General features: G+C 53.4%; 20 protein-coding genes. 6 read left to right on the top strand and 14 right to left on the bottom strand.

Annotated elements, in window-relative coordinates:
* From mdoH to QBD29_RS07410, 7 genes are all read right to left on the bottom strand, one after another.
* Positions 1-1,947 carry a glucans biosynthesis glucosyltransferase MdoH gene (gene mdoH, locus QBD29_RS07440; protein WP_280100668.1) on the bottom strand — a complete coding sequence of 649 codons (1,947 nt, stop codon included), beginning with the start codon at positions 1,945-1,947 and terminating at the stop codon, positions 1-3.
* Positions 1,944-3,113 (bottom strand): OpgC domain-containing protein, encoded by a 1,170-nt coding sequence (locus tag QBD29_RS07435; RefSeq protein ID WP_280100667.1) that lies wholly within the window; start codon positions 3,111-3,113, stop codon positions 1,944-1,946. Before QBD29_RS07435 ends, mdoH begins: the two co-directional genes overlap by 4 nt.
* Before the next feature lie 37 nt (positions 3,114-3,150).
* Positions 3,151-4,524, bottom strand: coding sequence for a tetratricopeptide repeat protein (locus tag QBD29_RS07430; protein WP_280100666.1), 1,374 nt, complete (start codon positions 4,522-4,524; stop codon positions 3,151-3,153).
* Between the two features lie 148 nt (positions 4,525-4,672).
* On the bottom strand, positions 4,673-6,289 hold the full coding sequence (locus tag QBD29_RS07425; RefSeq protein ID WP_280100665.1) for a thiamine pyrophosphate-binding protein: 1,617 nt from the start codon (positions 6,287-6,289) through the stop codon (positions 4,673-4,675).
* A 101-nt stretch (positions 6,290-6,390) separates the two neighbouring features.
* Positions 6,391-7,227, bottom strand: a complete 837-nt coding sequence (locus QBD29_RS07420; protein WP_280100664.1) for an alpha/beta fold hydrolase — start codon at positions 7,225-7,227, stop codon at positions 6,391-6,393.
* Complete coding sequence (locus QBD29_RS07415; RefSeq protein ID WP_280100663.1) at positions 7,228-7,671, bottom strand: rhodanese-like domain-containing protein; 444 nt, start codon at positions 7,669-7,671, stop codon at positions 7,228-7,230. It lies immediately after the preceding gene.
* Positions 7,672-7,684: 13 nt separating this feature from the next.
* The gene (locus QBD29_RS07410) at positions 7,685-8,203 is read right to left on the bottom strand and encodes a YHS domain-containing (seleno)protein (protein WP_280100662.1); all 519 of its coding nucleotides are present in this window, start codon (positions 8,201-8,203) and stop codon (positions 7,685-7,687) included.
* A gap of 175 nt (positions 8,204-8,378) precedes the next feature.
* On the opposite strand from QBD29_RS07410, the gene QBD29_RS07405 reads away from it, so the two are divergent.
* Together QBD29_RS07405 and QBD29_RS07400 are read left to right on the top strand one after the other, a co-directional pair.
* Complete coding sequence (locus QBD29_RS07405) at positions 8,379-9,254, top strand: SGNH/GDSL hydrolase family protein (protein ID WP_280100661.1); 876 nt, start codon at positions 8,379-8,381, stop codon at positions 9,252-9,254.
* Between the two features lie 66 nt (positions 9,255-9,320).
* Entirely contained in the window at positions 9,321-10,259 is a 939-nt protein-coding gene (locus QBD29_RS07400) for an NAD-dependent epimerase/dehydratase family protein (RefSeq protein ID WP_280100660.1), read from the top strand.
* Here the strand turns inward: QBD29_RS07400 and QBD29_RS07395 are convergent.
* Positions 10,256-11,479, bottom strand: coding sequence for an FAD-dependent monooxygenase (locus QBD29_RS07395; RefSeq protein ID WP_280100659.1), 1,224 nt, complete (start codon positions 11,477-11,479; stop codon positions 10,256-10,258). The two genes, QBD29_RS07400 and QBD29_RS07395, sit on opposite strands and share 4 nt — an antisense overlap.
* A gap of 83 nt (positions 11,480-11,562) precedes the next feature.
* On the opposite strand from QBD29_RS07395, the gene QBD29_RS07390 reads away from it, so the two are divergent.
* Positions 11,563-13,113, top strand: coding sequence for a trimethylamine methyltransferase family protein (locus tag QBD29_RS07390; RefSeq protein ID WP_280100658.1), 1,551 nt, complete (start codon positions 11,563-11,565; stop codon positions 13,111-13,113).
* Between the two features lie 4 nt (positions 13,114-13,117).
* Here the strand turns inward: QBD29_RS07390 and QBD29_RS07385 are convergent, their stop codons facing one another.
* From QBD29_RS07385 to QBD29_RS07370, 4 genes are read right to left on the bottom strand one after another with little or no spacing between them, the layout of a single operon-like run.
* Positions 13,118-14,464, bottom strand: a complete 1,347-nt coding sequence (locus QBD29_RS07385) for an FAD-binding oxidoreductase (RefSeq protein WP_280100657.1) — start codon at positions 14,462-14,464, stop codon at positions 13,118-13,120.
* Positions 14,461-15,957, bottom strand: a complete 1,497-nt coding sequence (locus QBD29_RS07380) for an aldehyde dehydrogenase (protein WP_280100656.1) — start codon at positions 15,955-15,957, stop codon at positions 14,461-14,463. The genes QBD29_RS07385 and QBD29_RS07380 overlap by 4 nt, the downstream gene beginning before the upstream one ends.
* A gap of 3 nt (positions 15,958-15,960) precedes the next feature.
* Positions 15,961-16,878: a dihydrodipicolinate synthase family protein gene (locus QBD29_RS07375; RefSeq protein ID WP_280100655.1), complete on the bottom strand. Its 918-nt coding sequence runs from the start codon at positions 16,876-16,878 to the stop codon at positions 15,961-15,963.
* 7 nt (positions 16,879-16,885) lie between these two features.
* Entirely contained in the window at positions 16,886-17,596 is a 711-nt protein-coding gene (locus QBD29_RS07370) for a GntR family transcriptional regulator (RefSeq protein WP_280100654.1), read from the bottom strand.
* A gap of 153 nt (positions 17,597-17,749) precedes the next feature.
* Here QBD29_RS07370 and QBD29_RS07365 point away from each other — a divergent pair, with 153 nt between their 5' ends.
* Entirely contained in the window at positions 17,750-19,390 is a 1,641-nt protein-coding gene (locus tag QBD29_RS07365) for a sulfatase-like hydrolase/transferase (RefSeq protein WP_280100653.1), read from the top strand.
* On the opposite strand, the gene QBD29_RS07360 is transcribed toward QBD29_RS07365, so the two are convergent.
* On the bottom strand, positions 19,387-20,274 hold the full coding sequence (locus QBD29_RS07360; protein WP_280100652.1) for an MBL fold metallo-hydrolase: 888 nt from the start codon (positions 20,272-20,274) through the stop codon (positions 19,387-19,389). The genes QBD29_RS07365 and QBD29_RS07360 overlap by 4 nt on opposite strands.
* A gap of 81 nt (positions 20,275-20,355) precedes the next feature.
* Complete coding sequence (locus tag QBD29_RS07355) at positions 20,356-21,105, bottom strand: sulfite exporter TauE/SafE family protein (RefSeq protein ID WP_280100651.1); 750 nt, start codon at positions 21,103-21,105, stop codon at positions 20,356-20,358.
* A gap of 112 nt (positions 21,106-21,217) precedes the next feature.
* Here QBD29_RS07355 and xylB point away from each other — a divergent pair, with 112 nt between their 5' ends.
* Together xylB and xylA are read left to right on the top strand one after the other, a co-directional pair.
* Positions 21,218-22,690, top strand: coding sequence for a xylulokinase (xylB, locus tag QBD29_RS07350; protein WP_280100650.1), 1,473 nt, complete (start codon positions 21,218-21,220; stop codon positions 22,688-22,690).
* On the top strand, positions 22,687-23,991 hold the full coding sequence (gene xylA, locus QBD29_RS07345; RefSeq protein ID WP_280100649.1) for a xylose isomerase: 1,305 nt from the start codon (positions 22,687-22,689) through the stop codon (positions 23,989-23,991). The genes xylB and xylA overlap by 4 nt, the downstream gene beginning before the upstream one ends.
* The last annotated feature ends 2 nt before the right edge of the window (positions 23,992-23,993 follow it).

Genomic DNA, 23,993 nt, shown 5'->3' with positions numbered 1-23,993 from the left:
CTATTCAGCCGCAACCTTCTGCACCACCAACTGATAGGGATTGTTCGCAATCTGCTTTTGGTGATGTGATGCGGCGCTAATGATGGGGGGAACTTGCGCTTCGAACGGGGTGAAAAACAGCTTTGTTTTTGTGCCCCGCAGGTTCATCCCACTCACAGCGGACAACACAGGTGCGCCCACAAGGCTGATCGCGATGGGCAACAGCCAAAGGGACACAGCCCCGCCCAATATCCCAACCATCAAAACAGCACCTAGAACGGTTTCAACCACATGGAATCGCAGGATCGTACGCAGATCATATCGCGCCCCATAGCGTTTTTGCGGGCCCCAATTTTCATGTCGCCCCGTCAAAATCCCAACAATCGCCTTGGTTTGCTGCACCATCAAAACGGGCGCCACCGCCATAGAACCGAGAAGCTCCATCAACGCACCTTTGGAAAAGGTGACACGCCCCTGAAAGACGTCTGCCTTGGCGGTATCACACAAAACGGCCGCGGCCCCAGCCAGTTTTGGCGCGATCAACATGAAATACACCAGCCCCAGCACCCAAAGCCCAGACCCATTGAACAGGGCAAAGTTGATATAGCTGTCCGCTGACCGCCCAGTCACAAACGCCAACACGCCGCCACCCGCAGATGTGCCCAGCAACGCGCCAATCGTGATCAGCCCAAACCACAAAGGTGACATCAGGTAGGTCAGCGCATTAATCCCAAGATGAAAACGCGACACGGGGTGCAAGCCCTTGGCCCACATAATGCGAAGATGCTGCATATTGCCTTGGCACCAGCGCCGATCCCGCAAGATGTAATCAATCAGCGTAGTTGGCGTTTCCTCATACGTCGGATCAAGGGTTGGACGCATTTTCACACCCCATCCCGCACGGCGCAAAAGGGCCGCTTCGACAAAGTCATGGGAAAAGATCAGCGTGGTTTTGCCCTTGCGATCCTTTAAGTATGGCAAGCCAGCACATTGCGCAAAAGCTCGGGTTCGCACGATAGCATTGTGCCCGTGATAATTTGCTTCGCGGTGGGACCAAAAAGCCTCTCCCAATGCTGGAAACAGGCCAAAAGCGGCGCTTGAAAATTGCTGCATACACCCAAATACCGTGTGTGATCCAAATAGTCGCGGGCAGGTTTGCACTAAGCCGAGCGTTGGGTCAGCGGCCAAATCATCGCTTAACGACACAACCGCGCTGGCATCCATGACACTATCGGCATCCAGAACCAACATCGCATCATAGGCCCCACCCCAATGCGTGATCCACTGAGCCAGGTTGCCCGTTTTACGATCCAGATTTTCTGTGCGGCGACGATAGTAAATTGGCACATCAAAAGACATCTGCGCCCGCAGATGCAACATTGCTTCTTCCTCTAGGGCGGCGATGTCCGGGTCTGTTGTGTCGCTCAGCAAAAAGAACGCATAGGAATGTCGCGACGCCGTATTGCGCAGCTGGGCCATCATTGCCGCCACATTGCCAAACACGTGAGATGGGCTTTCGTTATAAATCGGGGACAGAACAGCAACGCGCAATGCTGACCCAATGTCGGAGGATTGGTCGTGAGCCTGTGGCTTTTTAAGGGCCACTGCCATGCCAGCAAGAGCCGACACAAATGTAAAGGCGATCCAAATAAACGTGGAAAAGATCAGTGCAAGCCAGATTATTTCCAGCACACTCAGCCCGCCCACAGACAACACACTGGCCAGATAGCCCGTTACCGCAAAAGTGGCGGCAACAGCGGGAATTAGCGTTGCAGCGCGCCGCACCCATACAGATTTAGGTGTGCGCGGTGGCGTCACACGTGGCCCGGCAAACGGCTGCGCAAAATTCTGTGTCGGCATATGGAGCGGTGCAGTATCAGGCATCCACATATGCCCAGTAATGCCAAGGGTTTCATCCCCAATCCGCTGTGATGCGATGCTTTGTATGATGGGCGAGAATGAGTTCATTTTGCAGGCCGCGCGCGCCACGGCTGCGATTTGAACCATGCGGCAAGGTAGGCCACGCCGGTGATCAAGGCAAAGCCGATCAAATTGCCAAAAACAACCGTCCACGTGCCCCGAGATGTTTGATCAAAGGCAAAACCGATCAGCCGCGCCAAAACCATGGAAAATACGAAAACAGCCAGCGATTGTTGTCCAACCTTCATGATGATCTTCAACACCACACGCCAGATTTTCGCAAAAATGCTGTGACCAGTGGCGATCAAACGTTTACCCCCCTCACCAGCGGCAGCCCAACCAAGATAAGCCAATGCCAAAAAGTGCAGGTAACGGAACAGTCCAAATTCGGTTTTTGTGGTCAGAAAACGAATATCCCCCGCAATGGCTTTCAGATCTGGCACGGCCCGCAAAATGCGGAAATAGGCAAAAGGCACCGTGGCCAGCACGACCAGAATGGCCAAGGCCACCAACCATTTGTTCAAAGGCGGTTGTGGCAGCCAGCCAGACATTAGGGCAAAGCCTGTGAAAAATACCAACTGCCAGCCGAAAGGATTAAAGAACCACGTGCGCTCGCTCCATGGTTCGGCAGGCATAGCCAAATATCCCATATTCGCGCCGAGCCATACAACCAGCACAAACACAACGGCCAAGGCGCCGTGCATGTTCTTAAGGCCCACTACGATGGGCATCATGGCCAAAATGGCGATGTACATAGGCAGAATGTCGAAATAATTCGGCACATACGTCAGGGTCATCAAACCCATTAACTGTGGTACGGGGTCTTTGAAAAACGGCCACAGGTTCAACGAACCAATGTAATCCTTTTTGAACAATTCTGTGCTGTTCAGCGTGGCCATTAAAACCGCGATTACAAAGAACACCGCGATGTGCGCCCAGTACACTTGCCACACTCGAAATGCGACGCGCGCCGTACCTAAGAACCAGCCTCGATGCTCAAACGCTTTGCCAAACGCGATGGCCGATGCCATGCCAGAACAAAACACAAAAATTTCGGTCGCATCAGAAAATCCAAAACGCGCAGGAATCCACAAGGTCAAAAAGTTACCGGGCGTGTGGGCCACAAGAATGATGAACATCGCAATGCCGCGATAAAAATCAAGCCGTGGGTCGCGCTGTGTCGGTGTGGCGATAGATGCTGTGGACGAGGGCATAATGGGACTTCCGAAATCAAAAGGGCAGGCTGCGGTTTTATTCAGCAGCGACGTGTTGTCCAGTGCCGCCCCCATTTAAACTGGCGGAAATCAACTTAAACCGCGCTGCGGCGTATTGATCTTCGGTTCCGCCACGACGGGATTTACGTTCGTTTAAAATGTCTTTTGCTTCGCGCAGGAACCCGCCACGAATACCCGCATCAATGGTCAAGCGTTCAAACACATCCCGCTGGGCGTGGCTGCCTCCAGCCATTTGCAGGTTTGTGCGCGCTTTGGCGAGGTTTTGAAACGCAGCTTCGTAGTTGGCTTCACCAAAGGCCTCTAATCCCGCAGCAGCGGCCAAGCCTGGATCGGCCATGGCTTGGTTGATCTCGTTTGAAGTATCATTTGCGTCTGTGTTCAACCGTTGCATCATGGATTGAATAGCGCTGTCGCGGTCCCCCCCCACAAGGGCGAGCATATAGTGTAGATCGGCAAAAATCAGACAGCCGTCTTTGGTGCGGTTTTCAGAAATATCCGCCAGTTCTTCCCAGCGATCCCCAACATCAATGCCTTCGAGTTCCATACGGCTCAGCAAAGATGTGGCATTTGAAATATCGCGGTAATCGTCTGTTTTGTCCTTGCGAATTTCATTGTCATACAAGGCAAACACCTGATCCACCTGCCCTTGGTCCAAGTGCATCAGCGCTTTGTGCCACCACACGTGGTAGCGAAAGTTGTTGCAATGGGCCCATGCGTTTTCGCGCCCAGACAACCATTCCAGCCCGCTTTTCGCATTCGCCGTCATGTCATAAACATGCGCCACAGCATGCAAACCCCACGCATCATCTGGAGCGTATTCCATTCCTTTGATGCCAGCGGCTTCGGCCAAAGCGTATTCGCCCGTTTCTTCCAGCGCAAAAGCATGACAGCCGTGAATGTATCCATAAGCCGCGTGGCTTTCATCATAAGATGGCATCACCGCTTCGATCGAGGTACGCATGGCCTGGCTGTCGCCAAGGATAAAGGAAATGGCGTGGCTGATTTTCATGGCCAGTGCGTCTTGAGGCGCCAGCAAGAGAACCTCTTCCATACACTGCTGCGCCGCTTTGGGGCGTTTTTGCAACCAATGACCCAGCGCAAACACAAATTTATGCTCGCGCGTGGTGGCTGGCACAGATTTTAGCGCCGCTTGCGCCGCCGCGTAAGCTTCGCGTGCCGTCTGGATCAGTTCACGACGCCCCAGCATCAAATAAAACAACCCTTTGGTGGCGTGGCCCATGGCAAAGTTTGGCTCTGCCTCAAGAACGGCGGCCAGATGCATGGGCGTAATTGCAGCATGTGCCAAAAACCCCAACTGCATCTTATCCCACTCATCCCGCGTTGCGGCATTCGTCAAAGAAAGGGTATTGCCAAAGATATCAGTTTGCATGGTGCGTCCTCGCATGTTCCAGTTGTGGTTAGACTGGATCGCACGCAGAACAAATGCACAGTTGCACGAGATAACGCGCATTTGATCGCCCGTGTTTCAAGTGGTCTCAAAAACAGCCTAAATCGCGAAAAACGCTGCCAAATTCGTGTTAGATACGGCCGTCATACGCACCACGGTCAATCTGCGCAGCAATAACCGTAAATGTATCGGCGGATTGCGCAGCTTTTAACGCGTCCCGCAAGGCAGCCCGAGAAGAAACGGAAACACCAACGCCGCCAAAGGCTTGCCCAATGGCCGCAAAGTCATGGTGCCCAAAATCAACACCCTGATTCTGCATCTGATTTTGACGTTGCTTCAATTCAATCAGTGCAAGGCTTGCGTCCACAAACACCACAAAAATCGGCTTAATCTCCAGTTCCTTGGCCGTGGCCAATTCCCCCGCCACCATCAAAAAACCTGCATCCCCTGAAAAGGACACAACGGGGCGATCAGGTGACGCGATTTTCGCGCCCATGGCCAAAGGAACCGCACACCCCATGGTGCAAAATGCAGAGGATTGCATCAATCCACGCGGCTCATAACAAGGCCACATTTGCGACAGTAAAATCCGATGCGCCCCACTGTCAGCCGTCGCCAACGTGTTTTCTGGCATCACCTGTCGGCACTCGTCAATAATCGCAGCTGGACCCCATGCCTCGTCTTCAGGAAAAGCCCCAGCAAGCGCCGCTTTTACCGCAGCTATTTCCCCGTCTGGCCACGTGGATTGCCCCGCATTCCCTAACAAAGCGCTCAGCGTTGCCCCTGTATCTGCCACGAAACTCAGGCTCGATTGGTGCATGTAATGGTCGTTCGCTACCGAAGATATATCAATCACATTGGTCTGGTTTGGGTCCCATACTTCGCGCCAACCGGGCCGCATTTCAATCGGATCATAGCCCGCAAGGAGGATCAAATCCGCCGCACGCACAAACGGCAACAATTGCTGATCAGCCAAAGGCGACAGCCCTGCCCCACCCAAACACAAAGGATGTGTTTCTTTCACAATCCCCTTGGCCTTGTACGTTGTAATAAAGGGTACAGAATGGGTTTCACAAAACGTTTTAATATCCGCACCCGCGCCGTCGTTCATTGCATCAACGCCCACAATCATTACAGGGCGTTTCGCCGTGGCAACCCAATCACGGGCTTGATCCAGATCAGGACCCACTGTTGGGACAACAATGGTTGATCGGCTGCGGCGGCGCAATTTGGGCAAAGACACAGTGGCATTGGCCACGGCAATCGGCACATCAATATGCACAGGGCCAAGACGGGGATCGGTTGCCAAATTAACCGCACGATCCGCGATGATGTCACAGCTGTCCACTGTCAGACGAAAGCTTTGCTTGGTGATGGCCGAAAACACGGCGCTGTGGTCCATCACTTGGTGGGTGTATGTTTGCGCCTCGTCTGCATCCACACAGCCCGTGAGCACAATCATCGGCACGCGGTCTTGCAAAGCGTTGGCAATGGCATTCACCCCATTCATCGCACCAGGCCCAAGGGTTGCCACCAAAATTCCAGGTGCCCCTGTGCGGTGATAATCTCCTTCGGCCATAAACGCGGCGCTGTTTTCGTGTTTGACCAGAACAAATTCGATGCCCGCTTTGGCTAAGGCATTCACAAGGGTCAAAACTTCACCCCCAGGCATGCCATAGGCGCGGCGGCAGCCTGCTTCGAACAGGCGCTCGGCAAGGTAATCAACGGTGCGTTTTGTGCTGGGCATAGGATATTCCGCGCTTGGATTTGTTTTGATCCGTTCCTGCCATGCAAGTCACCATCAAGCAATGCGCGTTTGGGAGCCCTCACAAACAGGTGACGGGTGTTTCAGCGCCGTGGCAAGGCTTCGAACCAATCAGCCGCCAAATCAGCCCAACCGTTTGGGACAACATGCCCCCCATCAAACAACGCGAATTCGAGCGCCGTTCCAGCGGCACATTCTGTCCAACTGCGGCGCATGAATGGCCCAGTATTTTCAAATTTACGCGCACGGGGCTGAGGGCAGTCATTCGCCGCGCGCCAAATGCTGTTGGTGACGAATGCGTCCCCTTGCGTGAAACCGCTGCCCACGATCCGCCCCTCAAGAGGAAACGTGCCATCGCGCCACCCATGGGTGTGCAACAGACGCACAGACCCCGCGCATTCAATCGGGTGAGGTCGCCAAAAGCTGCCAGCAACAGGGGCGTAGGCGGCAAATAAATCAGGGGTTTCGCAGGCCACATAGTGGGTCATCGAACCGCCGATGGAAAAGCCTGCCAAAACTGCGCGATCCCGATCCAAACCGAACCGTGCAACCGCATCATCAATGGCTTGGGCGAAAAAAGCGCCTTCATCCCGTGCCTTGGGCCGTTCGGGATGAAAGCTCCAGCTTGTGGGACCCGTGCCACCGCGTTTCAGAGCGTTCGGGGCCAAAACCGCATAGCCACGATCTACAAGAACGCGCGTGATATGAGATTGGCGCAACGCCCCCATACCGGTGCCGCCATAGCCATGCAAATACACAAAAACGGGCGCGTTTTCAGGGGTTTCAGGCAACGCGATTTCGTAACTGCCCATCGCAACGGTGCAAGACCCCGCCTGCCCTGCGCAATCGGCCACGGCAATGTGTGGAACAACCGACGCAAGACAGCCCACCATGGCTGCAAAAATACCGCGCACGCTCATTTATTTCACTACGGGCAGACCAGTGCGCAGCCAACCAGGCCCCGCACGTGAGCCAAGCATACCTTCGGGCACGTCAATGATTTGGGTAAAACCTGCGATTTCCAATTGCCGAGATAGCCATTTCGATCGGACACCTCGCGCGCACATCACGGCAATGGGCTGCGACCTGTCACCACCAACCAAACCATCGAGTTGCGCCACAAAATCTTTGCGCCGCATATCAAGAGGCTTGGCACCGACCCCCACACCTGTAAGGGCCCATTCATCTGGTCGACGGATATCTACCAGCGTGATCGCCCCTTCGAGCGCGAGGTCATGGGCGTCTTCTACGGACAACTTCTTTTGCGCGATTAGCTCCGCTGTGGTTTCCGCCATAAGCGGCGTCGCAGCAAAACCCGCCAACGACAAAACGACGACACGGCGTGTTACTTTTTGAAAAGGCACAGGTTTTCAACCCTTAGTTCGTGATAGGCGCATTTGAGGAATAAAACGGAATGGTCCGTGTGGACGCATCGCGCGGCTCCAATTTTGGCCATTTGGCTTCAGAGATTTTCAGATTGCCTGAAATATCTTCTTCCCAGAAACCCACCACATCTTTGGTCACGTTCAAATACAATTTACCATCCACAATACGCCACAACTCGGGGTTCGCAGGGACTTTGCCCCCTTTGGATACGCCGTACGCACAATGGCCATTATACTGGGGAATATACGCTTCGGGATTGGCCACAAACGCATCGCGATTGGCTTCGGATGAAAACGCCCAGGTGGCACCATTGTATTCTGCCGTGATAGATGACTTTCCTTTCACGGGTGCTGGCTGAGCTTGGCCCACTGCGTTTTGTTCCAAAGTAAAATACGCCACAACATCATGGCCAGATACTGCGAAACCCGTTTCATCCACGTATTGCGGACCAGCAAAAGCCAATGTTGGAAGGGTCAGAGCAGCAAAAGCAAGGGGAAGAAGGCGTTTCATGGGATCATCCTGTTGTTGAGTTCGACACCATTCATACAGAAAGACAGCGCACCGCCTAGACCGCCTCACATGAAATTGAGCGTTCTGACATCAAAGGATGATCACAAAATAATCATTTTGCTTCGGATCGCGGTTGGTTGTAACAGCACAAGGAATCCTACGACCGAGATATATTGTGACCCTGTTCCCCAAAACCGCCCTAACCGTGATAGCGTTGTTCCTCAGCCTATCCACGGGGTCGGCAAAAGAAGACAAAATCGGCAACAGCTTCAAATCCCCAGATATTTTGGTGCTGGGCGATAGCCAAATTCCGTTCGGATCGGGGCCAAGCTTTCTCGACTTCTTTGAAAACCTCAGCGATCTGTGCGGGTTCAAGGATAAGACGACCGACAAATTAGGCGGGCAATCCGTTGCCATTATCGGTGTGCGCTCCACCTCGCTTGGCACATGGACCAAACGCACAAGATCAGGCAAGCGCCCAATTTGCACAGTCGACCCAAAATGGAAAGTGAACGCAGGCACCTTTGGCATCATAAATCGCAGTGATAATATTTATGCGCAAATTGGTCAGGGGAAAAACTATCAGTTTTGCAAAGCAAAACAGTCCGCGTTTGAAACCATGTTTCGCCCCGACTATTACGATCCCAAATTGCTGTTTTTAACCTTTCTTGGCAATTCATCGCGCACATGGGCCAACAACAAAGAAGCAGCCCTTGCCGATGTGAAAGCCGCAATCGCGCACTTACCGCCGCATATTCCGTGTGTGTATATGACCACTGCGCCGACCTATTACAAAAAGACAGTAAAACAACGTCACAAAGCGCAAGAAAACCTGAAAGCAGCCTTTGCAGAAACGGGCAATCGGTGCAGTTTTGTCGATGGGTTTACCCCTGAAACAATTAAACTGAACCAAGGGGTACGCCAGCATTTTCGCCGCCATAAGTCGGGCAAAGTCAAAGACCCGTTTCATCCAAACAAACGATCCGCGAAGAAATTCTTTCGCTTACAACACGGCGCAATTTGCAAAGCAGTGGCCGAACAATTGAAGTGATTGCCATTCCCAATGCAATGCGACGACACTGTCCTAGTAACGAATCTGGATAGAGGGGCCGCAGGCATGACGTTTAACACAGCTTTGATCACTGGCGGGAACGGAAATCTTGGCCAATTGGTTGCCGCCCGCCTAGAATCCCAAGGGGTAAAAGTGATCAGCTTTGACTTGCCTCACACCCAAAGCGAGGCCACGGCCAAACGCCATGCCGAAATACTCGGCGACATGCGGGATCACGATCTTTTGCGCCGTATTTTCGAAGAACATAAACCACAAGCAGTGTTCCACTTGGCTTCGATGCTGTCAGGCAGCAGCGAAGCGGACCCGATTGCTGCATGGGATGTGAACGCCACGGGCTCCGTCACTTTGATGCGGTTGGCGCTGGAATTTGGCGTTGGACCGTTTTTCTTTGCCTCCACCGTGGCAACCTATGGGCCGAACCTGCCCGATCCCTTGCCCGAAGCCGCCGAACAATGGCCTGAAAATATTTATGGTGCCACTAAAGTCGCCGTCGAACGTATGGGAGTGTATCTAAAACAGAAACAGGGCCTTGATTTTCGCTGTTTGCGGTTTCCTTTCGTGCTGTCACCCTTCGCCCCAGATGCCGCGCTAACCGCATTTGCATCCAACGCGTTTAAGGCTGCGGCGACTGGTGCGCCTTTTACCTTTCCCATCGAACCAGACACCGCCATGTCCGCTTTATTCCTAGACGATGTGACGCGCAGCATCGTTGAAATTGCACAGGCCGATGCTGAACGTTTGGCCCAGCCTGTTTACAATTTACATGGCTACACCGTTCGCGCGACAGATATTGTCGAAAAATTACGCCAACGTTATCAAACCTTTGATTGCAGTTTTGCCCCCGATGAAAAAATGGTCGCATTGATTGGCAGTTGGCCGTCCGCACTTGTCAGTGATGGCGCTGCGCGGGATTGGGATTGGGTGGTTGAATACGATTTTGACAAAACAGCCGAAGCAATGTTTCAGCTGTTTGAAACACCCTAGGTTTTGATCTGCGTCACGTCGTAGGCGTAAATCCCATCAAATGGCCGTGCTGCCAAACCCGCAGGCAACATTCGAGCCACGTTCAGTTTTGCCAGCGACAACTGCCCCCCAAACGGCCCTCCTCTGTGAAACAAATCCGCATTGGCCCGCGCCTTTTGCTGCAACAGCGTTGTGCGGGGTTTGCGTGCTGCTTCATAGCTTCGAAAGGCCGCTTGGGGATCAGAAGCCTGCGCAAGGCAGTCTGACAAAACAAACGCATCCTCCATCGCCATTGCGGCCCCTTGTGCCAAAAACGGCAGTGTTGGGTGGCAGGAATCCCCCAGCAAAACAACGGGACCATCGGACCAACGCGTTAATTCGGGTTTGTCATAAAGCGCCCAAATATTCACGTCCGACACCGCCCTCAACAGCGTTTCAATACGCGGATGCCACCCTGAAAACACACGGCGCAGTTCGGTGACATCGCCCGCTGTGGTCCAACTGGCGTCTTGCCAGTCCGTGCGTTCTTCAACGGCGACAAAATTCACCAAAGACCCAGCGCGCAGGTAATAGGTGACAATATGCTGGCCCGATCCCGTCCAAACTGTCGCGTCTGGTGGAATGGTATTTGGGGGCAGTTGTGCGGCATCAATCACACCACGCCACGCCACTTGGCCCGTAAATCTGGCAGGTTGGTTCTCGTTCATTTGCGTTGCATGTGGGGATTTCACCCCATCCGCCGCAATGGAAATATCCGCCGTTGCTACACCGTGAAAACCTGCTTCATTGTATCCCGTCATACGCTGGTTCAATGCGATACTCACACCCAGATCTTCAGCATGTTCCACCAAAACACGATGCAAATCTGCGCGATGAATATGCAAATAGGGCGCACCATACTTTTGCTCTGCCGCGCCCTTTAAGGGGAGTGAAACATATTTCGCCCCTGTGCCCCCGTTGCGAATAACCGCGTTTTCAGGCTCGAACGCGAAAGGGCGCAGAGATGGCTCGATCTCAAGCGCGCGCAACACTTTCACTGCATTGGGGCTCAGTTGAATGCCCGCACCCACCGCGTCCAAAACAGGGCTTTGTTCATAGATTTGCACGCGAACACCGCGCCGTGCCAATGCAATGGCAGCGGTTAATCCTCCAAGCCCAGCGCCAGCGATATTTGCGGTTTTTATCATGCAGTTTGGTAACAACACCGCGCCCAAAAGCCAACCTTTGCCTGTAAACGACAAGGGTTTCCATCCGTACTTCGGTTTTAGGAAAACGGACAGGGATAGAATCGCATAAGATGATGGAAATACACGGGAGTTTCATCATGTCCGACGCCTCGCCAAGAACCCGTTCAGGTGGCCGCAGTGCGCGGCGTGCCCTGCGCACGGCACCTGATTTCGAAATGCTCAAGGGTCTTCGAAACGCCTTACCCTTGTGCGAAGTGATGGACGGCGCACAGGTAGAACAGATCGACGCGGCGTCGATGGATATCCTTGAAAACGTGGGTGTGGTGTTTCGCGATGATATCGCGCTTGAGGATTGGCGCAAAGCGGGGGCCAAAGTCGTTGAGGACACCGTGTACCTTGATCGCGCCTTGGTCCGCGATCTGATTTCAACAATTCCCGAAACCTTCACCTATCATGCAAGGGACCCCAAAAAGAATGTGGCCCTTGGCGGTCGTAATGCAATTTTTGTGCCTATGACAGGCGCCCCTTACCTGCGCGATTTGGATGACGTGCGGCGCAATCCATTGATGGAAGATCTGTCGATGTTCCACAAACTTAGCCACATGATGCCATCCCTGCATTCTTCGGCCCATCACATCGTTGAACCTTACGATCACCCGATCAGTCAACGGCATTTGCGCATCACGTATTCGTCGATGAAACATTCCGACAAAACATTCATGGGTATGACCACCAGCCCAAAAAACGCCGAAGACGTGATGGACATGTGCGGTATCCTATTTGGGGATGATTTCATCGATACGCACCCCGTTGTAACGGGCAATTGCAACGGAAATTCACCGCTGGTCTGGGATGAAACCATGCTGGGGGCCATGCGGGCGTTTTGCAAACGCAATCAACCCGTTTTGTGTTCGCCGTTCGTTTTGGGCGGGGCCAATACCCCTGCTTCTGTCCCCGCGACAGTGGCACAATTAAACGCCGAAGCCCTGTCCGCGCTGGCCTATACCCAAGTGATCCGCCGTGGCGCACCCGCGATTTATGGGCATTACCTGTCTACCGTTTCAATGAAATCAGGGGCCCCTATGGCGGGCACACCCGAAATTTCGCTGATGAACTTTATGATTGGCCAAATGGCGCGGTTTTATGGCGTGCCGTGGCGCACCTCAAACACGCTTGGCGGGGCAAAAACCTTTGACGCGCAGGCGGGATATGAAAGCGCGACAACCCTATCTGCGGTCATGCACGCGGGCGCAAATTACATTTGGCATTCGGCGGGCTGGAACGAAGCAGGAATGCACTGTTCTGTTGCAAAATTTATTGTCGATGCGGAACAATGCGCCATGGCCTATCGCATGGCCGAAGGGCCGAAATGGGATGACTTTGACACGGCGCTGTCCGCCGTTTCTGACATCGGACCGGGCGGGCATTATCTGGGACACCAGCACACGCAAGACAATTTCCGAGACGCGTTTTTCATGCCTGACATGTTTGACAACAATTCAATCGAACAATGGGCCGCCGAGGGCAGCGTTGAAATCACTGAACGCGCCTTGAACCACGCCAAAAAGCTGTTGAAAGAGTATGAAGAACCAACGCTTGACCCTGCCAAAAACGAAGAACTGCTAGACTATATCGCGCGGCGTGAGCGGGAAATTCCTGCAGCGGATGCGTTAAATCAGGGTTACTAAACGCCTATTCAGCGCGCGCCTGATGCTCTTTCCAGCGCAGATAGGCGTTCGCGCCGAATTGCGCAAAGGGTTGGGGTGGCAGTTTCTTTGGCTTATCTTCCTCAGTGAAATACCGTGTACTGTCGCTGTTTTGCCCACAGGCCAGTTCTGCCGCTGCGATCCCTGTTAATGTGCCCCGTGCAGTGCCAAGGCCGTTTTGGACGCAAGCAGAAATCACCCCGTCTTCGATAACACCTGTCACAGACACGCCGTTCAGAGACAGACATAAATGCCCCGCCCATTCGTATTGCATTTGCACGCCCGCCAGTTTTGGGAATCGCGCATCAAATTTACGGCGTTGCACGCGCGCCGCACGGCGCACATCGCTCGCCGAAACCTCCATCGTTTGACGTACCGTCGCGCAGGTACGGGTGACAATCCGATTGCCCCCTTGCGCGGTATCAATGCGCCGCATCGTAGTGCCCATTGGATCAGACGGCGTGATCCCCCAACGGGGCTGCCCGCCAAGTGATTTCAGATCATCGGCAGATAATTCTGGCGTCATGGACGCGTATAAAAACAACTGCATCAAATGGCCCCGTGCCACCCCGAAGCTTTCTAAATGCCCGTTGTTGGCAAGGATGATCTGCGGTGTTGAAACACGCCCGTGCGCAGTTTGAACACACCACGACTGCCCTTGCTTTTGAAATCCCACAACGGCGCTGTTTTCCCAAATCTGCACCCCTTGCGCACGCAACCCAGCCGCCACACCAAGCACATAACCTGCAGGTTGCAGCATCAGTGTGCCAGGGGTGTAGAGGCCAGAGGTGTAATAATCGCTGCCCGTCATGGCCTGCATGTCTTTGGCATCAAGTTTTTCAAACACCTCGCCCAAACTGGCCAGATGCGCGGCATAACTTTCGTTATGGGCATGTCCTGCCTCGCTGGCTGCGCCATTCACTTTGCCTACGGGATCCGCAAAGGCACGGTTGATATCAAACTCAGCAACTGCATCCTGTGCAAAACGGATCGCGTGGCGGTTCAGTCCAGTTAAGACCTGATCCGCCGCCGCGCCCTGCCCTGCGTAATCTTCGGACGCCAAATCATGGGGCAGATCAATCATAAAGCCAGAGTTTCGCCCAGCGCTACCTTCAGCAATCGCCAGCGCATCTAACACAACAATCGTGCTGCTCGGCTGTAATTGGCGCAGCCGCCGTGCTGCAGACAATCCTGCAAAACCGCCCCCGATAACAACAAAATCGGCGGTATGATCACCCGCCAACGGTTCGCTTGGCGCAGGTGGGTTCAGAATGTCACGCCACGCGGCAGGGCTGTTAAAACGTGGGGTGCGTTTGGCCTGATACGCGCTCAATCCACCGCCTCGTCCATATCGTCGGCCAGATCAATCCAGATGGTTTTCAACTGCGTATATTGATCGTGGGCGTGGATGGAATTGTCCCGCCCCCCAAAGCCCGATTGCTTGTACCCGCCAAAGGGCGTGGCGATATCCCCTTCACCAAAACTGTTGATTGTTACCGTACCCGCGCGCAACATCCGCGCCCCACGAATGGCGCGTTTCGTGTTGGCGGTGAAAATCGACGCGCACAGACCATAATCCGTGTCATTGGCGATGCTGATGGCCTGATCAAAACTGTCCACAGTGATAACAGACAACACGGGACCAAAGATTTCGTCTGTGGCGCGTTTGTCCGTTGCGTCCACTTCAAAAATCGTCGGTTCCACAAACGCACTGTCATGGGATTTGCCGCCGATTACGGGAGTCGGCGCGCCGTCTAAATATCCGCAAACTTTGTTAAAATGTGCCGCCGAAACCAACGCGCCAACACGAATTTCAGGATCAAGCGGATTGCCAATATTCCAATGTTTCGCGTGATCTTTGATCCGATCCAACAGCGCGTCTTTGATATCTTTATGAACAATCAATCGCGACACGGCGGAACAATTTTCCCCCATATTCCAAAACGCGCCATTCACCACATGTTGCGCCACCAGATCGAGGTTTTCAGCATCATCCAACACGACGCAAGGGTTTTTGCCCCCCATTTCCAACACCACTTCTTTGGCGTTGCTTTCTGCGGCATAGGTCAGGAACCGCTTGCCCGTTGCCGTTGATCCCGTGAACGACACCATGTCGATGTCCATGTGCCGCCCGATGGGTTCGCCCACGTCTGCGCCGCCCCCTGGGACCACGTTTAAAACGCCGCGCGGGAGGCCAGCCTCCGTCGCCAATTCAGCAACGCGCAAGGCGGTTAACGACGTTTCCATCGCAGGTTTCACTACCACAGAACAGCCCGCCGCCAAGGCAGGGCCAATCTTCCACGCCAGCATCAACAGCGGGAAATTCCACGGCAGAACAAGGCCCACAACCCCAATCGGTTCGCGCACAATCATCGCAATGTGATCGTCGCTCGCAGGGGCCACTTGGTCATAGATTTTGTCAATCGCCTCTGCGTGCCATTTGATACAGTGGATGGTTTCAGGGATGTCCACGGTTTCGCAATCCAGAATGGTTTTGCCACTGTCGATGCTTTCCATTACCGCAAGCTCACGGGCATTGCGGGTCAGCAATTTGCAAAACCGGATCAAGATGTCTTTGCGTGCTGATGGGTGCATCCGCGACCAACGTCCATCATCAAATGCTTCGCGGGCCTTTGCCACGGCGAAATCCACGTCTTCGACCCCGCAAGCCGCAATATCCGCAAGTTTTTCACCCGTGGCAGGGTTTACCGTTTCAAACGTTTTACCAGAAATTGCGGGACGATATCCCCCGTCGATATAGGCATTGGTGGACAGATCAAGGCCTGCGGCAAGGGCGGTGTATTCTTCGGTGGTGAGCAAGGTCATGGATCAACCCTCCGCTTGGATTTGTGCGATTGTGGATTTAAGAACGCGAACAACCTGTTCCAGCGCGCGTTTGTCGTCTTTGTTCAACCCTTTCAGGGGTGGGCGAATTGCGCCCGTGTTAATGCCTGCGTGGGTAACGCCGTATTTGATGGTTTGAACGAACTTACCCCCCTGCTCTAACACACGCATCAGGGGCATCATGGCCGACATAATGCGCCGCCCTTTGTCAAAATCCCCTTCAACGGCACAGGCGTTATACAGCGCAACATGCTCCTCGGGCAAAAAGTTGGACCCGCCACAGACCCAGCTGCGCGCGCCCCATGCAAAGAATTCCAAGGCTTGGTCATCCATCCCGCACGACATCTGAATATGCGGGTAATCCCGTGCCAACAGATGCACACGGTTGATATCGCCCGAGCTTTCCTTGATGGCGCAAAAATTGCGGGATCGTCCCACGCGATCCAAGAATTCCTCGCCCATATTCACGCCCATGCGGCCCGGATAGTTGTAAAGCATGATCGGCAAATCCGCCGCCTTATCAATCGCCAGCGCGTTTAGTGCGTTTTCCCGTTCCGTTGGCACGGCATATGGCGGTGTGGCCACCAACAATGCCTCCGCTCCCATATCTTTGCCAGCCATCGCAAGGGCCATACTGTCAGCCGTCAGCATTGCACCTGTGCCTATGATCAGCGGCACACGTCTTTTGGTTTGATCATAAGTGAACTTTGCCACCTCGATCCGTTCTGCAACGGTCATGGCATAGTTTTCCCCTGTAGACCCACCAGAAATCAGCCCATGAACACCCTTGTCGATCAGGTTTTCCACCACGTCGGCCAACGCCTCAAAGTTGATGCTCCGATCTTCGTGGAACGGGGTTACAACGGGGGTATAGATCCCTTCGAATTTGAATATAGGGGTCATGTTATCCTCATACTATGGCGGTTTTGGGCGCTGCACCCAGTGGCACATCAAGGCCCGCAGGCATTACAAAAAATTCGATCTGGTCGCGCGATAGGTTCCAGTGATCAATGGCCAACTGCGCCGCTGCGGCTTCATCTGCTTGCTTAATGGCTGTGATAATCTGATCATGCTGATCAGATGCTGCCGCCACATTGTCCGCCATTGATGCGTCTTGTGGGCGATAAAACGTCATGGAAATACGCGAATGATCAATTAACAATCGGTGAAAACTCGGCAACAGATAGACATTGTCCGCCATGTCCCCCGTGATTTCATGAAACCGATTGTTGGCAATGGCGCGATCTGCGGATGTGCCACTGCGCAACGCCGCTTTAAACGCCACCTGTGCGTTCTCCAAGTCCGTGATCTGTGTTGGCGTAGCGTTTTTGGCAGCCAACCGCAGAACCGCACCGTAAATCATCGGGGCCGTTAGAAAGAAATCGCGTAACGTGGTATGGGTCATCTCGGACACCCGCGCACCCCGATTTTCGCGTAGATCGAGATAACCTTCCCCTGCCAATTGACGAAACACCTCGCGCAAGGGTGTGCGAGACAGATGAAACTCGTCGGATAGTCGCGCCTCGTCCAAATCCTCGCCTGGACGCAATTCCAGCGTTAAAACGGCTGCTTTCAAGGCATCATAAAGCGTGGATTTCTTCGACTTCACGACTTCTGTCATATGATTTGTGATTCCTCCATTACCACTGCTTTAGAAAAAATACGAATTGTATACAATGATAATTTTAATGACACACACGTTACGTCGTTAACAGATTAACAGCTTGCCCCTAATCGGAGTTCTCTTTTAGATGTGCGCCAGCGGAGGTGCCCCATGAACATTCTATTCATCATGTACGATCAGTTGCGGTTCGATTACCTCAGCTGCGCAGGACACCCCCATTTGCACACGCCAAACTTTGATCGGGTGGCGGATATGGGCGTTCGGTTCACCAATGCCTATGTGCAATCGCCGATTTGCGGAGCCAGCCGCATGTCGTTTTACACAGGCCGTTATGCCGCGTCTCATGGGGCGCAGTGGAATGGATATCCACTGCGTGTGGGTGAACAAACTATGGGCGATCACCTGCGTAAATTGGGCATGAACAGTTGGATCATTGGCAAAACTCATATGAAAGCCGACGCCGAAGGCATGGCACGCCTTGGCTTGTCACCAGATACCCAGATTGGCGCCCGTCAGGCCGAATGCGGCTTTGATGATTGGTGCCGTGACGATGGGCTATGGGCCCAAGGTCCGGACGGGTTTTATGACGAAAAAAGATCACCTTACAACGAATACCTAAAGTCAAAGGGCTACCCGAGTGAAAACCCTTGGGCCGATTTCGCCAATGCGGGTATTACCGATGAACAAATCGCCAGCGGCTGGATGTTTCGCAACGCCGACAAGGCCGCAAACATCCGCGAAGAAGACAGTGAAACACCGTGGCTGACATCTGAAACCATCCGATTTGTGGACCAAGCAGATGGCCCGTGGATGGCTCATGTATCTTACATCAAACCCCACTGGCCTTATATTGTTCCAGCGCCCTATCACAACATGTACGGGGCCAATCATGTACCAGCGCCCTTGCGGCACGAAGCAGAGCAGCACAACCCCCATCCCGTTTTCGGCGCATATATGGAAAACAAAATCGCCAGCGCGTTTAAGCGCGATGAGGTCCGTGCCAAAGTGATCCCCGCCTATATGGGATTGATCAAACAGTGCGATGATCAGTTGGGTCGCCTGCTCGATCATTTGGAAACTACAGGCAAAATCGACGACACCATGATCGTTCTAACGTCAGATCACGGCGATTATTTAGGCGATCACTGGTTGGGGGAAAAAGACCTGTTCCACGAACAATCCGTCAAAGTGCCCATGATCATCTATGATCCGCGATCCGCAGCGGATGCAACGCGTGGCACCACCTGTGATGCACTCGTTGAAAGTATCGATCTTGCGGCCACCTTTGTAGAAGCCGCAGGGGGAAAAGTGCCAAGCCACATTATCGAAGGACGTTCCTTGATCCCTTGGCTGCATGCAGAAACACCTGATTGGCGCGAATATGCCATTTCCGAGTTCGATTTTTCCGCGACTCCTCAAGCAGCCAAACTGGGGCTCGAGCCAAAAGACGCCCGCCTGTTTATGGTGTTTGATGGGCGATACAAACTCATGCACTGCGCGGCAGGCTTTACGCCCATGTTGTTTGATCTGCACAGCGATCCTGAAGAGTTTTACGATCTGGGCGATAGCGCGGACCACAGCGAAATTCGCGATAAGCTTTATGCTCATTTGCACGAATGGGGCCTACGGATGTCCCAGCGCGTGACGAAATCGGACGATGACATTTTGAACATGCGCGGCAAATCTCTGCGCCGTGGCATCTTACCTTTCATGTATGACGGAACCGAAATGCCCGAAGAATACACCGAAAAATACCGCGGCCCTGCACCTGCGAATTACACCAAGGATTAAAGCCCGTTAATCGGCACCTTTAGCTGCGCATTGCCCTTGTCATCTGTGGGCATTTCGCCTGCCCGCATATTCACCTGCAAAGATGGAATAATCAGCTTTGGCATGGCCAATGTGGCATCACGGGTTTCGCGCAATGCAACGAAGTCTTCACGGGTTTGACCATCTTTCAGGTGGATGTTGGTGGTCTTTTCTTCCCGCACCGTTGTTTCCCATGCAATCGCGCGGCCATTCGGACCATAGTCGTGGCAAATGAACAATCGCATGTCATCTGGAAGGGTCAAAAGGCGTTGGATGCTGTCATAAAGCTGGCCTGCATCCCCACCTGGAAAATCCGCCCGCGCCGAACCACCGTCTGGCATAAACAATGTATCGCCCGTAAAGGCCGCATCTCCAACGATATGCGCCATACACGCGGGTGTATGGCCCGGCGTTGCCATCACAAAGGCGTCGAGCGACCCGATCTGATAGGTGTCACCATCCTCGAACAAAGCATCAAATTGGGACCCATCGCGCTGAAACTCTGTCCCTTCGTTAAAGATTTTGCCGAATGTTTCCTGCACTTCCATAATCCGCGCGCCGATGCCCGTTTTGCCGCCCAAACGCTCTTGGATGTAAGGCGCGGCGGATAAATGATCTGCATGAACGTGCGTTTCGATAATCCAATCTAACGTTAATTCATTGTTTTCAATAAATGAAATCAGAGCATCTGCGCTATCACTGGTCAAACGTCCCGCCGCATAGTCGATGTCCATCACACTGTCGATAATCGCACAGGCTTTGGTGTCTGGATCTGTAACGATATAAGAAATCGTGTTGGTCTGCGGCTCAAAAAACGCCTCAACCTCGGGCGATTGGGACATGTTTGGCGCGATAGAAACGGTCATTTCAGGCTCCGTCTGAGTTTTCAGGATTGGCCGCAGTGTAAGCGCCGACAGCCAACTATGGCAAACAAATGTTGCTGGACATCATCCCACAAAAACCGCGCGGCGGATCAGGTTCAGGGCCAGCAAAAGGAACACAACCAGCACGACATTTCTGAAAATTTCCTGTGACAACCGATTGCGAACCAAAGCCCCCAGACCAAATCCAACCATCGCTGGTACAATCATGACCAATGACGTTAACGCCAATGGCCCCGTCATAAACCCAAGCCGTGCGTATGCGAAAATCAACGGCAAGCTGCCCACAGTAATCAGGAAACCGCTCGCGCGAATGAATTCTTGTTTCTGTGTGTCGCGCATATTCAGATACATGCCCATCGGCGCGGCCCAAGCCGACGTCATCCCCCCGATAACACCTGCAACAACAGCAAAGCCCACCTGCCCCCACAAATCATATTTCAAGGGCAGCTCGGGCAAGCGTCCACTCCAACTGACAAAGACAAATAGGGCAATAACGACCCCAAGTAGGATCATAAGCATTTGTTCTGGAACGTCTTTTGTTGAAAAAGTTGTCGCCGCAACGCAGACAAACAGGACTATCGCAAAAGGCGCATATTGCCGTGCAGATCGCAGCAATTGCCCAGTGCTGATCCATTGCCAACAATTCAGAACCAACATAGGAAACAAAACAATGGCAATGGCCACACGCGGCTCCAGCACCAAGGTCATCCCCGCAATGGCGGCAGTCGGCAACCCAAGCCCAGCCACACCTTTGATAGCCCCTGCCAAAAGAAACGCCAGACTGGCCACCAGCAATATGGTTGGATCAAACATGGTACAGGCTTACCTTCTCTACTGTCATGTTACGACCCCTATTTGCAGGGAAACGCATTCGGCCATTTTGTTTTAATTTGACAACTAAATTAAATACTGCCTAATTACGCCTATGACAGATTCCAACGCAACATTTCTGGGACTTGATCTCGGCACATCGGGTTTGCGCGCCTTGCTGGTGGATAGCCAAGGCAATCCGATCACGAGCGCAGAGGCACACTATGGCTCAGATCACCCTCATGATGGCTGGTCAGAGCAAAACCCCGAAGCTTGGATCAAAGCCTGCAAATATGTGTTTGCTCGCTTGATACAAACACACAAAACCGAAATGTCTGCTCTTGCAGGTATTGCAACGGCGGGTCACATGCACGGGGCAACCCTACTTGACGATCGGGGCAATGTCTTGCGCCCCTGCATTTTGTGGAATGACACACGCAGCCACGAACAAGCCGCCGTTTTGGACGACCACCCTGACTTTCGTGAAATCTCTGGCAATATCGTGTTTCCAGGTTTTACTGCGCCCAAATTGGCATGGGTCAAAGACAATGAACCTGATATTTTCGCCAAAACCGCCACCGTGTTGTTGCCCAAAGACTATTTGAGCTTCTGGCTCACGGGGCAATTGGTTTCTGACATGTCTGATGCTGCGGGAACCAGCTGGCTTGATTTGCGGTCCCGAAATTGGTCGGCTCCGCTTGTAGAGCAATCTGGAATGCGCATGGATCAAATGCCAAAGGTTCTGGAAGGCACAGATGTGGTTGGCAACCTGCGCAAAGTGGTTGCCAAAGACCTCGGCATAAACCCGAACACGAAGGTCATTGCTGGGGCGGCGGACAATGCTGCCGCGGCCTGCGGGATCGGGGCGCTGTCAGATGGACAAGGGTTTGTATCCCTTGGCACATCGGGCGTTTTACTGGCGGGGCAATCCACTTGCACGCCCCTGCCAGCATCAGCCGTTCACACATTTTGTCACGCAGTTCCAGACACTTGGTATCAGATGGGCGTCATCCTGTCGGCCACCAACAGCCTGAATTGGCTGGCAACGCTCCTCAGGCGAACGCCAGAAGAGTTGTCAGAACTGCTGCCTGACACTTTGCAAGCGCCGTCCTCGGCGATGTTCACACCATATCTGTCTGGCGAACGCACACCCCACAATGACAGTGCCGTGCGCGGGTCTTTCACAGGCCTCAGCACGTCGACCACACCAGCCCAAATGGTGCAAGCAGTGTTCGAAGGGGTCGCCTTTGCGCTGCGCGATTGCCAAGAAGCGTTGCGCGAAACAGGCACCATATTGGAAGAAGTGTTTGCCATTGGCGGCGGCGCGCAGTCTGAATACTGGTTGCGCGTGGTCGCCACAGTTTTGGACACCCGCCTCAATGTGCCCAAAGGCCAAGAGTTTGGCGCAGCCATGGGTGCGGCCCGCCTAGCACTTTGCGGTGCAACAGGCGCATCTCCGCACAGCATTATGACACCCCCACAAATTGATCGAACAATCGAACCCGATCTCTCCCTAAAACCCGCTTTTGATGCGGCTTATGCCAACTACACTTCTTTGTATCCCACGTTAAAAAGGCTTTCCCAATGACCACAGGTTTCTTCGGCGACATGTCCCCTGCCACTTTTAAAGGTGCGGAGGCAGGCCCATTTGATTTCGCCCATTACAATCCTGACGAACAGATCATGGGCAAACCGATGAAGGATCATCTGCGCTTTGCACTGGCCTATTGGCATTCGCTGGCGTGGGAAGGGGGCGATCCCTTTGGCGGCCCAACCTTTGATCGCCCGTGGTTTCCCCATGGCACGATGGAGCGCGCCAAGCTCAAAGCGGATGTGGCATTTGAATTGTTTGATCTGCTGGGTCAGCCCTATTTTTGCTGGCACGATGCAGATATCCGCCCCGAAGGCGACAGCTTTGCCCAAAGCCTGCGCAATTTTGAAGAGATTATCGACTATTTCGAAGAAAAGCTCGAACACCGCAATTTAGGCCTGTTATGGGGCACGGCCAATATGTTCAGCCATCGGCGCTGGATGTCAGGCGCATCAACCAATCCCGACCCTGATGTGTTTGCCTATTCCGCAGCCACAGTGAAAACCTGCATGGACGCCACACATCGGTTAAACGGTGAAAACTATGTGCTGTGGGGCGGGCGCGAAGGCTATGAAACATTGCTCAACACCGACATGAGCCGGGAGTTGGATCACATGGGACGGTTCTTGAATATGGTGGTGGAATACAAACACAAGATCGGTTTCAAAGGCACGATTTTGGTCGAACCCAAACCACAAGAGCCTTCAAAGCACCAATACGATTACGATGCCGCTACCTGTTATGGGTTTTTGCAAAAATATGGACTGGAAAAAGAGGTAAAGCTGAACCTTGAACAGGGCCATGCGATCCTTGCAGGGCACAGCTTTGAACATGAAATTGCAACAGCAGCAGCCCTAGGCGTGCTGGGGTCCATCGACATGAACCGCAACGATTATCAATCAGGTTGGGATACGGATCAATTCCCGAACTCTGTCCCAGAAGTGGCGCTGGCCTATTATCACATCCTCAAAGCGGGTGGTTTGGGCACAGGTGGCACGAACTTTGATGCCAAACTGCGCCGGCAATCCCTCGATCCACAGGACTTGGTCGCCGCTCATGTGGGGGCAATGGACGTTTGCGCCCGCGGCCTAAAGGCAGCGGTAGCCTTGATCGAAGACGGCGGTTTGGATGATGCGTTGACCGCACGCTATGCAGGTTGGGACACACCAGCAGCACAGGCCATGTTGAACAGTGACTTTGACGCGATTTTCGCCGATGTTGTGGCACAGGATGCTGGGCCAAAGCCAAAATCTGGACGCCAAGAAATCCTTGAAAACCTTGTAAACAAATTCGTTTAGTT

Origin of the sequence: Amylibacter sp. IMCC11727 (genome assembly GCF_029854195.1) — a bacterium.
GTDB lineage: Bacteria > Pseudomonadota > Alphaproteobacteria > Rhodobacterales > Rhodobacteraceae > Amylibacter.
This window is presented reverse-complemented; position numbering and strand designations above follow the sequence as displayed.

Excerpts from the sequence above, each read along its gene's own strand:
- mdoH (WP_280100668.1), bottom strand. The coding sequence starts at position 1,947 with ATGAACTCATTCTCGCCCATCATACAAAGCATCGCATCACAGCGGATT.
- QBD29_RS07435 (WP_280100667.1), bottom strand. The coding sequence starts at position 3,113 with ATGCCCTCGTCCACAGCATCTATCGCCACACCGACACAGCGCGACCCA.
- QBD29_RS07430 (WP_280100666.1), bottom strand. The coding sequence starts at position 4,524 with ATGCAAACTGATATCTTTGGCAATACCCTTTCTTTGACGAATGCCGCA.
- QBD29_RS07425 (WP_280100665.1), bottom strand. The coding sequence starts at position 6,289 with ATGCCCAGCACAAAACGCACCGTTGATTACCTTGCCGAGCGCCTGTTC.
- QBD29_RS07420 (WP_280100664.1), bottom strand. The coding sequence starts at position 7,227 with ATGAGCGTGCGCGGTATTTTTGCAGCCATGGTGGGCTGTCTTGCGTCG.
- QBD29_RS07410 (WP_280100662.1), bottom strand. The coding sequence starts at position 8,203 with ATGAAACGCCTTCTTCCCCTTGCTTTTGCTGCTCTGACCCTTCCAACA.
- QBD29_RS07400 (WP_280100660.1), top strand. The coding sequence starts at position 9,321 with ATGACGTTTAACACAGCTTTGATCACTGGCGGGAACGGAAATCTTGGC.
- QBD29_RS07390 (WP_280100658.1), top strand. The coding sequence starts at position 11,563 with ATGTCCGACGCCTCGCCAAGAACCCGTTCAGGTGGCCGCAGTGCGCGG.
- QBD29_RS07380 (WP_280100656.1), bottom strand. The coding sequence starts at position 15,957 with ATGACCTTGCTCACCACCGAAGAATACACCGCCCTTGCCGCAGGCCTT.
- QBD29_RS07375 (WP_280100655.1), bottom strand. The coding sequence starts at position 16,878 with ATGACCCCTATATTCAAATTCGAAGGGATCTATACCCCCGTTGTAACC.
- QBD29_RS07370 (WP_280100654.1), bottom strand. The coding sequence starts at position 17,596 with ATGACAGAAGTCGTGAAGTCGAAGAAATCCACGCTTTATGATGCCTTG.
- QBD29_RS07365 (WP_280100653.1), top strand. The coding sequence starts at position 17,750 with ATGAACATTCTATTCATCATGTACGATCAGTTGCGGTTCGATTACCTC.
- QBD29_RS07360 (WP_280100652.1), bottom strand. The coding sequence starts at position 20,274 with ATGACCGTTTCTATCGCGCCAAACATGTCCCAATCGCCCGAGGTTGAG.
- QBD29_RS07355 (WP_280100651.1), bottom strand. The coding sequence starts at position 21,105 with ATGTTTGATCCAACCATATTGCTGGTGGCCAGTCTGGCGTTTCTTTTG.
- xylB (WP_280100650.1), top strand. The coding sequence starts at position 21,218 with ATGACAGATTCCAACGCAACATTTCTGGGACTTGATCTCGGCACATCG.
- xylA (WP_280100649.1), top strand. The coding sequence starts at position 22,687 with ATGACCACAGGTTTCTTCGGCGACATGTCCCCTGCCACTTTTAAAGGT.